This window comes from Microlunatus sp. GCM10028923 (assembly GCF_042666975.1).
Lineage (GTDB): Bacteria > Actinomycetota > Actinomycetes > Propionibacteriales > Propionibacteriaceae > Microlunatus.
This window is the reverse complement of sequence record NZ_JBHTFF010000004.1, coordinates 230,775-245,547: the sequence shown is the minus strand read 5'-3', so window position 1 is coordinate 245,547 and position 14,773 is coordinate 230,775. Positions and strand designations below refer to the sequence as shown.

At 68.9% G+C, this 14,773-nt stretch carries 12 protein-coding genes; 4 read left to right on the top strand and 8 right to left on the bottom strand.

Features of this window, described 5'->3' with window-relative positions; all coding sequences use genetic code 11:
• Position 1 precedes the first annotated feature (1 nt).
• Together ACFQU4_RS11350 and ACFQU4_RS11345 are read left to right on the top strand one after the other, a co-directional pair.
• The gene (locus ACFQU4_RS11350) at positions 2–1,630 is read left to right on the top strand and encodes an extracellular solute-binding protein (RefSeq protein ID WP_377491235.1); all 1,629 of its coding nucleotides are present in this window, start codon (positions 2–4) and stop codon (positions 1,628–1,630) included.
• Positions 1,558–3,477: a DUF2264 domain-containing protein gene (locus ACFQU4_RS11345; protein WP_377492239.1), complete on the top strand. Its 1,920-nt coding sequence runs from the start codon at positions 1,558–1,560 to the stop codon at positions 3,475–3,477. Before ACFQU4_RS11350 ends, ACFQU4_RS11345 begins: the two co-directional genes overlap by 73 nt.
• 214 nt (positions 3,478–3,691) lie before the next feature.
• Here ACFQU4_RS11345 and ACFQU4_RS11340 read toward each other — a convergent pair whose 3' ends face one another.
• Both ACFQU4_RS11340 and ACFQU4_RS11335 read right to left on the bottom strand, forming a co-directional pair.
• Complete coding sequence (locus tag ACFQU4_RS11340; RefSeq protein WP_377491232.1) at positions 3,692–4,060, bottom strand: VOC family protein; 369 nt, start codon at positions 4,058–4,060, stop codon at positions 3,692–3,694.
• Between the two features lie 15 nt (positions 4,061–4,075).
• Positions 4,076–4,564, bottom strand: coding sequence for a MarR family winged helix-turn-helix transcriptional regulator (locus tag ACFQU4_RS11335; protein ID WP_377491229.1), 489 nt, complete (start codon positions 4,562–4,564; stop codon positions 4,076–4,078).
• Between the two features lie 100 nt (positions 4,565–4,664).
• Here ACFQU4_RS11335 and ACFQU4_RS11330 point away from each other — a divergent pair, with 100 nt between their 5' ends.
• Positions 4,665–8,060: an efflux RND transporter permease subunit gene (locus ACFQU4_RS11330; RefSeq protein ID WP_377491226.1), complete on the top strand. Its 3,396-nt coding sequence runs from the start codon at positions 4,665–4,667 to the stop codon at positions 8,058–8,060.
• A gap of 90 nt (positions 8,061–8,150) precedes the next feature.
• On the opposite strand, the gene ACFQU4_RS11325 is transcribed toward ACFQU4_RS11330, so the two are convergent.
• Positions 8,151–8,522, bottom strand: a complete 372-nt coding sequence (locus tag ACFQU4_RS11325) for a GNAT family N-acetyltransferase (RefSeq protein WP_377491223.1) — start codon at positions 8,520–8,522, stop codon at positions 8,151–8,153.
• Between ACFQU4_RS11325 and nhaA the strand changes: the two genes are divergently transcribed.
• Complete coding sequence (nhaA, locus tag ACFQU4_RS11320) at positions 8,488–10,422, top strand: Na+/H+ antiporter NhaA (protein WP_377491220.1); 1,935 nt, start codon at positions 8,488–8,490, stop codon at positions 10,420–10,422. The two genes, ACFQU4_RS11325 and nhaA, sit on opposite strands and share 35 nt — an antisense overlap.
• On the opposite strand, the gene ACFQU4_RS11315 is transcribed toward nhaA, so the two are convergent.
• The 5 genes from ACFQU4_RS11315 to ACFQU4_RS11295 form a co-directional block, all read right to left on the bottom strand.
• A complete protein-coding gene (locus tag ACFQU4_RS11315) occupies positions 10,419–10,826 on the bottom strand; it encodes a cupin domain-containing protein (RefSeq protein WP_377491217.1) in 408 nt (135 codons plus the stop codon). The genes nhaA and ACFQU4_RS11315 overlap by 4 nt on opposite strands.
• Positions 10,827–10,858: 32 nt before the next feature.
• Positions 10,859–11,281 (bottom strand): hypothetical protein, encoded by a 423-nt coding sequence (locus ACFQU4_RS11310; RefSeq protein ID WP_377491214.1) that lies wholly within the window; start codon positions 11,279–11,281, stop codon positions 10,859–10,861.
• A gap of 106 nt (positions 11,282–11,387) precedes the next feature.
• Positions 11,388–12,761, bottom strand: coding sequence for an ABC transporter substrate-binding protein (locus ACFQU4_RS11305; RefSeq protein ID WP_377491211.1), 1,374 nt, complete (start codon positions 12,759–12,761; stop codon positions 11,388–11,390).
• A gap of 31 nt (positions 12,762–12,792) precedes the next feature.
• Positions 12,793–13,710, bottom strand: a complete 918-nt coding sequence (locus ACFQU4_RS11300; protein ID WP_377491208.1) for a carbohydrate ABC transporter permease — start codon at positions 13,708–13,710, stop codon at positions 12,793–12,795.
• Positions 13,707–14,666, bottom strand: a complete 960-nt coding sequence (locus ACFQU4_RS11295) for a carbohydrate ABC transporter permease (protein ID WP_377491205.1) — start codon at positions 14,664–14,666, stop codon at positions 13,707–13,709. The genes ACFQU4_RS11300 and ACFQU4_RS11295 overlap by 4 nt, the downstream gene beginning before the upstream one ends.
• Positions 14,667–14,773: the final 107 nt, after the last annotated feature.

The following is a 14,773-nucleotide window of genomic DNA, read 5'->3' as shown; positions in this document are numbered from 1 at the left end:
CATGATCAACAGCTCGTTCGGACGACGGACGCTGCTGGCCGGTGCCGGAGCGACCGCCCTGATCGGCACCGCCACGGGATGTGCGACCAACTCCGGGGCCGGCTCCAACACGGCCGAGAAGAACACCGGCGTGAAGTTGCCGAACTACATCGAGTACCAGGGGGTCAAACCGGACCTGCCCGGCAACGAGAACGGGACCCTGCCCGGCTTCCACCAGTTCCCGGCCGAACGGGCCAAGTCGGTGCCGGAGAAGCCCGGCGGCGGTGAGACTCTGTCCGGTCTCGGGCACATCTACACCGCGGTGCCGCCGGGGCTGGACCAGAACTCGTACTGGAAGGGCCTGAACGAGCGGCTCGGGGTCAACCTCGAGGTCCAGATGGTCGGCAACGCCGACTGGGAACAGAAGTTCGCCACGGTGATCGCGGGCAATGATCTTCCCGACATCCTGCAGCTCCGCGTCGTGGCGAACTTCCCGTCGCTGCTGGAGAAGCGGTTCACCAAGCTGGACGAGTTCCTGGCCGGTGACGCGATCAAGGAGTACCCGAACCTGGCCAACGTCGCGACGCGGCACTGGAAGTCGACGGTCTACAACGGTGCCATCTACGGGATTCCGATCCCGCGCGGTGCCGTCGGCCAGTACCACTTCATCCGCGCCGATCTGTTCGACGAAGCCGGGGTCTCCACCGAGCCGAAGGGCTTCGACGAACTCCTCGAGACGGCCAAGGCACTCACCGACCCGAAGAAGCGGCGGTGGGCGTTCGGCCTGATCGGTTCGACCCGGTCGCTGATGGCTCGGATGAACGGTGAACCGAACACGTGGCGGGAAGAGGGCGGCAACCTCACCCACTCGTACGAGACCGAGGAGTTCCGGCAGACGCTGGCGGATCTGATCACGCTCTGGAAGGCCGGCGTCATTCATCCGGACTCGGTGAGCACGACCTTCCCGTTCAAGCAGATGTTCAACGGCGGGACCGTGGCGATCAACCCGGCGGACGGGTATCTGGGCTGGGCCGGCTACATCGCCGAAGCCACCGGGAGCTACAAGCTCGGCGTGCTCAAGGCCTACCAGCGCGACGGGTCGGCGCCCGCCCGGGTGACCTACGGTGCACCGAACTATTCGATCACCGGGCTGAAGAAGCAGGACAGCCCGGACAAGATCAAGTTGATCTTGCGGGTGCTGAACTGGCTGGCCGCGCCGTTCGGCACCGAGGAGTTCACCTACCGCAAGTTCGGCGAGGAGGGTGTCGACCACACCGTCGGGCCCAACGGCGACCTGGTCAAGACCAAGACCGGTACGGCGAACATCGCGCTACCGATCGGCTACTTCTCCGACAGCCAGAACCCGCTCTACGAGCCGGGGCGGCCGGAGGACGTCGACCTGCAGCACAAGTACCAGTCCGAGGTCATGCCGACGGCGATCGCCAACCCGACCGAAGGCCTGTTCTCCAACGCCTCCGCGACCAAGAACACCCCGGCCGACAAGAAGTTCCTGGACAACCTCTGGCAGATCGTCCAGGGCCGGAAGCCGGAGTCCGAGGTGGAGAGCCTGATCAAGACCTGGCGCAGCGAGGTCGGCGACGAGATGCGGACCGAGTTCCAAGATCAACTCCAGAACGGTGGCCAGCGCTGACTTCCACATCGCTCACCCACGAACTGTCGAAGCCGGGCGAGAGCTGGGGCCGGGAGGACCTGCTCCAGCTCACCGACCGGTCCCTGCTGGCGCTGCGCCGCTGGGCAACGCCGGGCCGGGCCAGGTTCGACCTGCCCGGTCCGCGGGTCGGCTCCGGTCCCGAACGGGACGGGCTGGAGGCGTTCGCGCGGTCGTTCCTGGCCGTCGGGTTCCGGCTCTCGGCCGCCGAGACCGATTCTCATGATCATGCCGGCTGGTACGCCGCCGGGCTGGCGGCCGGGACCGACCCGGAGTCGCCCGAGTGCTGGCCGTCCCTCCGGGAACTGCCGCAGGCACGGGTCGAGGCGGCCGCGATCGCGATCGCGCTGCACGAGAGCCGGCGCTGGATCTGGGACGGGCTGACGCCGGCGGTCCGGCAGCGGGTGATCGACTGGCTGTCCGGGTCGGTCGGCATCACGTACCCGGACAACAACTGGCGCTGGTTCCAGAACGTGACCCAGGCGTTCCTGCGCTCGGTCGGCGGACCGTACGACCAGGCCTGCCTGGACGAGAACCTGGCCTTCCTGGACGACTGCTACCTCGGCGACGGCTGGTACAGCGACGGCCGGCCGGACCGCCGCACCGGCAACGTCGACTGGTACGTCGGCTGGGTGATGCACCTGTTCTCGCTCTGGTACTGCCGGATGTCCGAGGGCGAGCCGGGCATCGACGACCTGCGCGCCCGGTACGCCGAGCGGCTGCGCCCCTACCTGGCCGACGCGGTGGACCTGTTCGGCGCCGACGGGGCACCGCTGCACCAGGGCCGGTCGCTGGTCTACCGCCATGCCGTGGTCGGCGCGCTCTGGACCGGCGCGGTCTTCGACGCCAGCCCGCTGCCGGCCGGCCGGCTGCGCCGGACCGCCCTGGGCGCGATCCGCTTCTTCACCGAGCACGGTGCGTTCGACGACGACGGGCTGCTCAGCCTCGGCTGGCTGGGCCGGTTCGAGCCGATGCGGCAGTCCTACTCCGGTCCCGGCTCGCCGTACTGGGCCAGCCTGGGGCTGGCCGGACTGGTGCTGCCGGAGAGCCATCCGGTCTGGTCCGAGCCCGAACAACCGGCACCGATCGAGACCACCGACGTGGTCCGGCCGATCCGGCCGATCGGCTGGCTGGTCTCCGGGACCGCCGACGACGGCATCGTGCGGGTGATCAACCACGGTGTCGATCACAGCACCGCGACGCCGGAACCGGAGAACCCGTACTACAACCGGTACGGCTACTCCAGCGTCACCGGCCCGGTCCCGATTCCCGCCGGCACGGCCGACGGCGCGGTGGACCAGCAGGTCGCGCTGATCGATCCGGCCGGTCGCTGGTCCCAGCGGCCGTTGATCGAGCGGCTGGCCGTCGATGATCATCGGGCCAGCAGCCGGCAGCGGGCCAGGTTCGCCAGAACCGAACCGGAGCAGGGATTCGAGGATGGCCCCGAGCTGACCTGCGTCTCCCTGGTGCGCGGTGCGATCGAGGTCCGTGCGACCAAGATCGATGATCATGATCAGGCTCCGGCCGCGTTGGTGATCTCCGGCTACGCCGTACCGCGGCGTCCCGCCGAGGGTGCCCGGACCGGCCTCCGCAGCGCTGTCGCCCCGCTCTCCGAGGGCGGCACTGTGGGCAGTTCGCTGCACCCGGTCTCGAACGCGTTCGGCGCCGATCTCGAGGTCCCCTGGTGCCGCTTCGAGGCCCCGGACTCCGGCCGCTGGTACGTCATCGCCCTCTGCCTCGGCGAGAGCGAGCCGACCTGGCCCACCCTCACCGACACCCCGTCCGGTCCCAGGATCACCTGGCCCGACGGCACCACCGACCCCCTCTAACCCACCCGACCCCCGCCCCCCGCCCAAACCCCGCCGACCGGGCACAAAAGCAGCCGTTCTGGCGGCGTGTCGCTGCTGTTGTGCCCAGTCGGCGGGCGGGAACGGAGGAGTGGGCGACGGCCGGGGCGCAGGTACGAGGGGTGTGTGCATCGAGTGGACGATGATGGCAACGATCTCGGTCCGGAGGCTGTCCTTTGGGTCCACTCGAGGTGGGTCAGACGGCGTCGGCGCCGGCGGGCTCCCAGAGCTGGATCGGGTTGCCCTCCGGATCGGCGAGGTCGGCGAACCGCCCGTTCGGGTAGGTCTCGGGATCGACCGTGACGTCGATGCCGTGACCGCCGAGCTGGGCGACCATGGCGTCGAGATCGTGGACCCGGAAGTTGATCGCCCACTGCTGCTCGGGTCGGCGGAAGTGCGACGAGTCGCTGGGGAATGCCGCGAACACCGTCGGACCCGCTGCCTGCTCCCAGGATCGCACCTGATAGCTGGCCGGTGGCTCGGTGACCCCGAGGACGCGTTCGTACCAGCTGCTCAGGGCGGCGGGATCGCTTGCCCTGAAGAAGAATCCGCCGATCCCGGTCACGCGTTCCATGCTGGGTCAGGGCCGTTCCTCGGTGTCGACTTCCTCAGTCAGGACCCGCTGCAGTGCGGTGACGCCGCGGACCAGCGCCCGGAGATCGTCGAGTTCGAGGCGCTCCAGGACATGCGTGTGCATGGTGCCGGCACTGCTGACGAAGCTCGCGATCAGATCGCGGCCGTCGTCGGTGACCTCGAGCCGGCGGACCCGGCGGTCGTTCGGGTCCTCCACCCGGCGCGCCACCCCGTGATCGACGAGTCGGTCGATGATGCCCGACATCGTGGCCGATGAGACGCCGAGGCGTTCGACGAGCCGGTGGGCGTTGGCCTGCTCGGGTTCGATCGAGATCATCGCGAGCACCTTGAACTGCTGCATGGTCAGCGGGATCTTGATCTTCGGCTCCACCAGCGAGCGCAGCACCCGGCGCTCGGTCTCGGCGTGCAGCCGCTCCAGCCGGGCGAGCAGCTCCGCCCGCTCGTCGTCGTGACCCGGCTCACGCTCCGTCGTCATGCCCGTCCCTCGATTCGCGCATTGTCATGCTCTACGCTAACTATTAGCTTAACGCTAACTACTGACTCTGATCCTGACTCTCGCCTCAATCGGAGGTCTCGTGTTCCGCCTCGCTCAGCTCAGCCTGAAGCAGCGCTCGCTGGTGGCTCTGGCCACCCTGATTCTGATCGCTGCCGGCATCGGCACGACCGGATTGCTGAAGCAAGAACTCATCCCCTCGATCGAGATTCCCCAGGTCGCGGTCCTGACGTCCTACCCGGGCACCAGCCCGGAGGTCGTCGACGAGCAGGTCAGCCAGCCGCTGACCTCGGCGTTGTCCGGACTTGACGGCGTTGAAGACATTACCGCCGAATCGCGCAGCGGCTTCTCGACGGTCCGGATCGAGTTCGCGTACGGCACCGACACGGACGAGGTCCAGTCCGACGTGGACCAGGCCATCGCCGGCCTGAACGGGACCCTGCCCGAGGGCGTGACGCCGAAGACGATGGTCGGCAGCTCCGACGACCTGCCGGTGATCAGCCTGGCGATCTCCTCGTCGGCCAGCCCGGTCCGGCTGACCGCCGACATCGAAGAACACGTGATCGGCGAACTGCAGAAGATCGAAGGGGTACGGGAAGCGACGCTGTCCGGTGCGGTCACCCAGCGGATCGTGATCACCCCCGACCCGGCCAAGCTGACCGACGCCGGGCTGACCCGGCAGTCGATCGAGGACGCCCTGCAGGCCAACGGCACGATCATCCCGGCCGGCAGCCTCGACGAGGACGGCAAGACGTACTCGGTGAACTCCGGTACGGCGCTGGCGAACCTTGATCAGTTGAAGGCGATCCCGCTGCTGCCCGCGGCGACCGGAGGCCAGTCCGGCGCGGCCGAGAGCGTACCGCTGAGCGACGTCGCCACCGTCGAGCTGACCAGCCCGGAGCAGACCTCGATCACCCGGACCAACGGCGACGAGGGGCTGTCGGTCTCGGTGACCAAGAAGCCGAACTCGGACGCGGTCGCCATCTCGCACGCGGTCCGTGATCAACTCGCCGGGCTGGAGGACGACCTGGGCGAGGGCGCGTTCATCCAGGTCACGTTCGATCAGGCGCCGTTCGTCGAGCGGTCGATCGAGGACCTGACCACCGAGGGTGCGCTGGGCCTGGTGTTCGCCGTCGTGGTGATCCTGATCTTCCTGCTGTCGGTGCGGTCGACCCTGGTCACCGCGGTCTCGATCCCGGTCTCGGTGTTGATCACCATGATCGGCCTGTACGCGGGCGGCCACTCGCTCAACATGCTCACCCTCGGTGCCCTGACCATCGCGATCGGCCGGGTGGTCGACGACTCGATCGTGGTGATCGAGAACATCAAACGCCACCTGAGCTACGGCGAGCCCAAACAGGAGGCCATCCTGACCGGCGTCAAGGAGGTCGCCGGGGCGATCACCTCCTCGACGCTCGCCACGGTGGCGGTCTTCCTGCCGATCGCCGTCGTCGGCGGCATGGTCGGGGTGCTGTTCCGCCCGTTCGCCTTGACCGTCGTGATCGCCCTGCTGTCCTCGCTGGTCGTGGCCCTGACCATCGTGCCGGTGCTGGCGTACTGGTTCCTGAAGCAGCCGGCCGGCGAGGTCGACGCCGACCGGGTCCGCGAGGAGGCGGAGAAGAAGGAGCGGAACTCCGCGCTGCAGCAGGGTTATCTGCCGATCCTGCGGGCGACCCAGCGGCATCCGGTGATCACGCTGCTGGCCGCGGCCCTGATCCTGGCCGGCACGGTGGCCGCGGTGCCGCGGCTGGAGACGGACTTCCTCGGCGACTCGGGCCAGAACCAGTTGTCGGTGGTCCAGGAACTGCCGGCGGGTACGGACCTGGCCGGGCTCACCAAGGCGGCGACGAAGGTCGAGCAGGAACTGCTGGACGTGGACGGCATCGAGACCGTTCAGGTGACCATCGGCAATTCTGCTGACGGCGGCCTGATGAGCATGATGTCCTCGGACCCGATCAGCTACCTGATCACCACCGATCCGGACGGCGACCAGGCGGCGATCCAGGACGCGGCCCGGGCCAAGATCGACCGGCTCACCGGCATCGGTGACGTGACGATCACCGCCGGCGGTGGTGCCGCGTTCGGCGGCTCCAGCACCGTGGACGTGATCATCAACGCGGAGCGGGACGAGGATCTCGGCAAGGCCAACGACGAGGTGATGGACGCTCTCGACGACGTTGCCGGCTCGGCCAAGGTGGAGTCCGACCTGGCCGCGGCGCAGCCGACGCTGGAGATCACCGTGGACCGGGCCAAGGCGGCCGACTCCGGCCTGTCCGAGGCCCAGGTCGGCGGGTACGTCGCCTCCGTGATCAACCCGCAGACGATCGGCTCGGTGCACTTCGACGGCGACGAACTGGAGCTCTACCTCTATCCGAAGGATCCGCCGCAGACCGCAGCGGAGCTGAAGGAACTGGCCGTGCCGACGCCGGCCGGGTCCACGGTGAAGCTGTCCTCGGTGGCGAAGGTCGCGCAGGTGGACGTACCGCCGAGCATCTCGAGCAACGACGGGGAGCGGATTGCGACGGTCTCGGTGACCCCGGAGGACGGAGTGGCGATCGGCACCCTGACCGAGTCGGTACGGACAGCGCTCGGCGACGCCGACCTGCCCGACGACACGGCGGCCGAGCTCGGCGGCGTCAGCGCAGACCAGGCCGACGCCTTCGGCCAGCTCGGGGTCGCCCTGCTGGTCGCGATCGCGATCGTCTACCTGATCATGGTCGCCACGTTCCGCAGCATCGTCCAGCCGCTGATCCTGTTGATCTCCATCCCGTTCGCCGCGACCGGCGCGCTGCTGGCGTTGTTGATCACCGGCACGCCGCTCGGGGTGGCGGCGCTGGTCGGCACCTTGATGCTGGTCGGCATCGTGGTGACCAACGCGATCGTGCTGATCGACCTGGTCAACCAGTACCGCGAGCGCGGGGCATCCGTACGGGAAGCCGTCGAGGAAGGCGCCCGGCAACGGCTCCGGCCGATCCTGATGACCGCCCTGGCGACGATCTTCGCCCTGATCCCGATGGCGCTCGGCCTCACCGGCGGCGGGGGCTTCATCTCCCGCCCGCTCGCCTTGGTCGTGATCGGCGGCCTGATCTCGTCGACCGCGCTCACCCTGATCCTGGTCCCGGTGCTCTACCTGCTGGTCGAGGGGAGCAAGGAACGCAGCCGGGCCCGTGCCGCCGCTCCGGCTCCGATCGCCGATCCCTCCGCCCCGGCTGCCGATCCGGCCGCCTCGGCATCCGTCCCGGCCCCTGACCCTGATCCGGCCGCCCCGGTTCCGTCCGCACCGGATTCGGGCCTCCCCGATCCCGCGCCGGAACCGGCCGAGGGGGAGCAGGCCGCCTCGGCCGCCGACCGGGATCAGCTGGCCCGGCTCGAGGAGGAGAACGTCGCACTGCGCCGGATGATCGCCGACGAGGAACTGCGCCGATCGGTCCTGGTCCAGGAACTCCGCCGACCGGAAGCAGGCGAGCAGCCCAACTGACCCGCCGACCACGCCGAGTGGACGCGTTGACCGCCCCCGGAGCCCGGTTCGCCGGTCAACCAGTCCACTCGGCGAAGCCGGATCCGGGATCTAGGGTCGTTGCTTGGTCATGAAGACTGCGCCGGCGATGTGTCCGGCGGCCGACGGCGGCGGTGGTGCGAGCGTGTAGCCCGCTCGGTTGTAGAACCGGAGGTTGCGCTCGCTCCTCGCGCCGGTGAAGAGCACGTACCGCTCGATGTCGGAGGGCGCGGCCCGCTCGATGAGGCCGAGCAGGGCTGATCCGATGCCGCGCCCGGCGAGATCGGGAGCGACCATGAGCCGGCCCACGTGCCGCTGCGGCGGCGGGCCCGGAGCGTGCGGTCCCGGGAGCGACGCCGCGGGTTGAGCATGGCCAGGGGACGGGTTCCGGAGGTCGTAGGCTCTGCTGGTGAGCAGTCCAGTGGCCGGTGGTGAGCAGATCACCCCGCGGGTAACGTCGGACTCGACGCCCAGCCTGCCGGTCCAGGGTTCGCTCGACCAGGGCCCGCCGGACCCGGCGCTGATCCGTCTGGAGCGTGGCCTGTTCCGGTTCTCCTACAACGAGCCCCGCAGTGCCGCCCTGCTGCTGGCCGCGACGGTGCTCGCCCTGATCTGGGCGAACCTGCCCGGCGGCACGTACCAGGAGTTCTGGCACACCGAGCTGGGTGTCGCCCTCGGCCCGTACGAGCTCTCGCTGGACCTGAAGCACTGGGTCAACGACGGCCTGATGGCGTTCTTCTTCTTCGCCGTCGGCCTGGAGGTCAAGAAGGAGCTCGCGATCGGCGAGCTGAACGACCGGTCCCGGGCGGTGGTGCCGATCGTCGCCGCGCTCGCCGGGCTCGCCCTGCCCGCGTTGATCTTCCTGGTCCTGAACGCGTCCGGGCCGGGCGCCGGCGCCTGGGGTGTGGTCGTCTCGACCGACACGGCGTTCGTGCTCGGCGTGCTGGCGCTGGTCGGGCCGCGGCGCGCGGCGCGGCTGCGGCTGTTCATCATGGCGCTCGCGGTCACCGACGACATCGGCGCGTTGTTGATCATCGCGCTGTTCTACACCGAGTCGATCAACCTGCCGGCGCTCGGTGCCGCGGTGATCGGATTCGGCCTGATCTTCGTCCTGCGCCGGCTCCGGGTGGCCCGCGGCGCCGGCTACTTCGTGGTCGGGATCGCCACCTGGGTGGCGATGTACCTGTCCGGCGTCCACCCGACCCTGGCCGGCGTCGTGATCGCCCTGCTGCTGCCGGTCTTCCCGCCGAAGCGGCAGGCGGTGGAGCGGGCCGCGCAGCTGGCCCGGGCCTTCCGGCAGTCGCCGAGCGCCAAGTACTCCAGGGCCGCCCGGGTCGGGCTGACCACCGCGGTGTCGGTCAACGAGCGGCTGCAGATCGCCTTCCACCCGGTCAATGCGCTGGTGATCGTGCCGCTGTTCGCGCTGGCCAATGCCGGGATCACCCTGCACCTGGACACCCTCACCGCCGCGTTCGGGTCGATGCTGACCTGGGGCATCGTGGCCGGCCTGGTGATCGGCAAGCTGGTCGGCATCGCCGGCGCGGCGACCGCGGTCACCCGGGCCAGACCGGGCTCGCTGCCACCGGGGCTGACGCTGCCGCAGATCGTCGGCGGTGCGGCCCTGTCCGGGATCGGGTTCACCATCTCCCTGTTCATCGTCGACCTGGCGCTGACCGACCCGGTGCTGCAGGACCAGGCCCGGGTCGGTGTGTTCCTGGCGTCCCTGATCGCCGCCGGACTCGGGGCGGTGATCTTCTTCGCGATCCGCGGCCAGACCCGTGACCTCGGCCCGCCGCTGGAGCTGCTCCGGCCGGTCGACCCGGAACGTGATCACATCCGCGGCCGCCCGGACGCCACGTACACCTTGATCGAGTACGGCGATTTCGAGTGCCCGTTCTGCTCCAGGGCGACCGGCTCGATCCGGGAGGTCCGGGAGTTCTTCGGCGACGATCTCCGGTACGTGTTCCGGCACCTGCCGCTGGAACGGCAGCACCCGCAGGCCTACCAGGCCGCGCTGGCCAGCGAGGCCGCCGCCGAGCAGGGGAAGTTCTGGGAGATGCACGACCTGCTGTTCGCGCACAGCGACGCGCTGGAGCCGGAACAGCTGCGTGGGTACGCGGAGCAGCTCGGCCTCGACCTGGACGCCTTCGACGAGGCGCTGCGCACCCGGGCCCACGCCGGCCGGGTGAACGACGACCTGGTCGACGCCGAGACCTCGGAGCTGACCGGGACACCGGCCTTCTACATCGGCGACGAACGGCTGACGGGGCCGTACGACGCGCAACGCCTGATCTGGGAACTGTCCGAGTCGGCCCCGCCACCGCCCGGAGCCATCACCGACTAGCCGAGTTCGGTGTCGTAGGCGGCGAAGATCTCGGCGGTGCTGCGGCCCTGCTGGCGTTCCGGATCGTGCAGCACTGCGATCAGTTCCCTGATCTTCGGCGTGGTGATCAACAGATAGCGGGTGACGACCGGGGCGGCGTTCCAGTAGGTGTGCACGACGCCGGCCTTCGCCAGCGCGGCACCGCCGGCCGGAACATCGAATTCCCTTCCGTCGAAGGAGAATCCGAGGCTTCCCTCGAGCACGTACCAGGCCTCGTCGTCGCCCCGGTGGACGTGCAGCGGAGCCACCGGCTCCGGCTTCCCGGACCGCGACGGCGGCTGCTCCCATTCGGCCATCACGAAGTCGCCGCCGGTCAGTTCGGCCGCGGCGAGGCTGGTGCGGATCAGATCGGACTCGATAGCCATGATCGTGAATATTTCACGATTTCGACAATTACTCAAGCGGTACGACGACGCCGCCAGGTCCGGACCAGATAGGTGACAGCGGCCGCGCAGCCGGGCACCGGCAGCAGCATCAGGACCAGCAGCGGGCCGGCGACGCCGGATGCGAGCACCAGCCCGCTCAGGCCGGCGGTGATCATGAACCACCACAGCCCGAGACCGGTCCGGTACGCGGCGTAGACCAGGGCGGCCAGTGCGGCGGCGAGGAACCCGGCGAGCAGGAAGGCCCGCGGTCCGGCACAGGCCGGGCCGCCGCTGGTGCAGCCGACGGCGTCCAGCAGGCTCAGTCCGTACCCGATGCCGAAGATCACCAACGCCACCCCGGTGCTCAGATAGGCCCGGACGAGGTGCCGGGCGAAGGGGTGACTCGCCGTCGCGGAGGGCGACGTGGTCAGCGAACCGATCGATGCTTCAGCCATGCTGTTCATCCTTGTTCGGCAGGGTCTTTCAGACGTCTGGCCGAGGTGCGGAACCACCCTGGCCCGGGTCCGACTCCGGGCCCAGGGCGGTTCGGCCGGGTCGGACTCAGGACGTGATCACGCGCTCCAGGTCCTCGCGGTTGTCGGCCATGATCTCCTCGAGTCGCGGCCGGATCCCGGTCAGCGCCTCGGCCGCCGGCACGTTGTCCCCGTACACCCGGGCCATCGCGCCGCTGATCTGGTCGGTCGCGGCCTGGAACCAGGTGATCCGGTCGGCGGTCTTGGCGTTCGACAGCTGGTCGAGCGCGACCCCGAAGTTCGGGTTCTCCTTGACCAGGTCCTTGACGATGCTGGTCTCGTGGGCCGTCTTCACGATCGGCACGTAGCCGGTGGCGGCGTGCCAGTAGGCCGCGATCTCGGGCTTGGCCAGGAACTTGAACAGTTCGGCCGCCGCGTCCTGCCGGTCCTTGGACTCGGCCTTGATGATCGAGAGCCCGGAGCCGCCGGTCGGCACCTGGGTCCGCTCGGACTTCTTGCCCAGCATGAACGCGACGCCGATGTCGAACTTCGCGGCCTGCATGGCGCCGCGCAGCGAGGCGGTCGAACCGTGGCAGGCGGCGACCAGGCCGGTCGTGTAGTCGGTCATCGCGGCCTTCGCCATGTAGCCGAGCTTCTGCTCGTGGATGAACGACCGCTGCCATTCCAGCCACTCGACCGCCGGCGCCTGGTCGACCGTGATCTCGTAGTCCTTCGAGAACGAGCCGCCGAAGGCCCAGACGCCGGCCTGGCCGAACCAGTTGTCGGTGGCGCCGAACGCCAGGGTCTGCAGCGGCTTGCCGCTGACCGTGATCTTGGCCAGCTCGGGCCCGTACTCGGCCAGATCGTCCCAGGTCTTCGGCCCCTCGGCGGGCAGGCCGGCCTTCGCGAAGAGGTCGCGATTGAAGTAGAACAAGGGATTCGAGCGGGCGAACGGTACGACGTAGGTCTTGCCGGCCGCGACGCCCTCGCCGACGTACTGGTCCAGATAGGTGTCGAGCGACCAGTCGGCGGTGAAGTACGGATCGAGCTCGGCGAACACCCCGGAGAAGTAGAACTGCAGCCACTGCAGCTCCGGGAACGCCACGACGTCCGGCACCTGGCGCGCCTGCAGGGCGGCGGTCAGCTTCTGGTTCAGGACCTGATAGCTCTCCTGCGACTCGGACACGGCGACGATGTCGCTCTGCGACTCGTTGAACTGGCGCAGCATCTCGTTGATCGCGTCCTGCGGACCGGCCGTCCACGGGGACCAGAACAGCACCGGGGTGCGGCCCTGGTACTGCTGCGGGATCTGCAGATCCGCCTGCTTGTAGGCGTTGTTGACCGCGCCCTCGGTGCTCGCACCGGGCGCTCCGCAAGCCGCCAGCGCGGTTGCGGCGCCGGTCAGACCCAGGACGGACAGCATCGACCGGCGGGAGAAGGTGGACGTGGTGAACCTGGTCATGATCGACTCCGATTTCTTGATGGTGGGTACGTCAGCGCAGGGCACCGGCGGCGAGCCCGCCGACGATGCGTCGCTGCGCCAGGAAGAAGATGATCAACATCGGTAGCGCCGTGATCACAGTGCCGGCCATCACGGCACCCCAGTTGGTGTAGCCCTCCTCGGACCGGAGGAACATCAGGCCGATCGGCAGCGTGCGCATGGTGACCGTGTTGGTCGCGATCAGCGGCCAGACGAAGTCGTTCCACTTGCCGATCAGGATGATCAAGGTCGCCGTGATGATCATGGGGCGGGACAGCGGCAGCACCAGATGGATCAGCCGGTAGAGGTGCCCGGCGCCGTCCAGGGTCATCGCGTCGGTCAGTTCGGCCGAGATCCGGCGCATCTGCTGCAGCAGCAGGAACATCGCGAAGGCGGTGCCGATGCCGGGCAGGATCAGGCCCTGGTAGGTGTTGATCCAGCCGAGGTGGCCGATCGTGATGTAGTTGACCAGCAGGGTGACGTGGCCGGGCAGCATCAGCGATCCGAGCATCAGCAACAGCACCGGCCGCTTCCAGCGGAACGGCACGAACGCGAAGGCGTACGCGCTCATGATCGCCAGCACCAGTTCCAGCGTGGTGCCGACCGAGGTGGTGATCACCGAGTTGATCAGGAACCGGTCGAACGGCGCCGCCTGCCAGGCCTCGACGAAGTTCTCCCAGCGGGGCAGGGCCGGCAGCCAGGTCACCGGATAGGTGTAGATCTCCTCCGGAGCCTTGAGGGCGGTGCTGAACAGCCAGTAGAGCGGGATGACGAACACGGCCAGCGTGATCACGAGCAGCGGGTAGAGCAGCAGCCGCGGACCGAACCACCGGGTACGGCGGCGGGCCGCCCGGCCGGAAGGCGACGGGGTCGGGTCGGGTGCCGTCCGGCCGGTGGGCTCGGCGGTCCGGGAGATCGGGGGAGCGCTCATTGGTAGTGCACCGTCCGATCGCCGATGCGCAGTTGGATCACCGTGAGTGCGAGCAACAGCAGGAACATCAGCGTTGCCGACGCGGCGGACATGCCGATGTCGAAGTCGCGGAACGCCGTCGCGTAGATCAGCCAGCTCAGCGTGGTGCTGGAGTCACCGGGCCCGCCCTCGGTCAGGGTGGCGATGATGTCGAACGCCTGCGCGGCGCCGATCAGCCCGGTGATCGACAGGAAGAGGGTCGCCGGCGAGAGCAGCGGCAGGGTCAGGTTGGTGTGCAGCCGCCAGCCGGACGCCCCGTCCAGCGCCGCGGCCTCGTACACGTCCTTCGGCAGGTCAAGGATCGCCGTGTAGTAGATGATCGTGACGAAGCCGAGCCGCTGCCACAGGTAGGCCAGCGTGATCGCCCAGACCGACCAGTCCGAGGTGGTGGTCCAGCGCGGCGACTCCATCCCGACCAGGTCGAACGCGACCCGGGACAGCCCGTACGTCGGGTCGAAGATGAACAGCCAGAGCACGCCGATCGCCGCGCCCGGCAGCAGGTGCGGCGCGAAGGCGATCGTCCGGACGAAGCCGCTGAACCGCAGCCGGGCGGCCAGCAGCAGACCCATCAGGATCCCGCCGACCAGGCTGCCGACCGTGCTCACGCCGGTGAAGATCGCGGTGTTGATCAAGGCGGAGTGGAACCGGGTGTCGGTGATCATGGACAGGTAGTTGCGCAGGCCGACGAAGGTCGGCTGCGGATCGACCAGATCCCACTTGGTCAGGCTGAGATAGACGTTGTAGATCGTCGGCCAGTAGGAGAAGACGAGGATCACGATCAGGTTCGGCGCGATCAGAGCGCCGAACAGCAGGGCGTTCCTGAGGTGGTTCCGTCGTCGACGGGCGCGCCGGGTCGGGGCCCCGAGACGTACGCTCTCCGCTCCGGCCCTACCCCGTTCGGCCGCAAGGGTGCTCACGGCCGCTGATCATGATCGGACAAGGTAACGCCGCGGCCCTGGAACCGTGGCCCGGCGGTGAACACGGACCCACCAGCACCGGCAGCTTCAGGACAAGCGACCCCAAC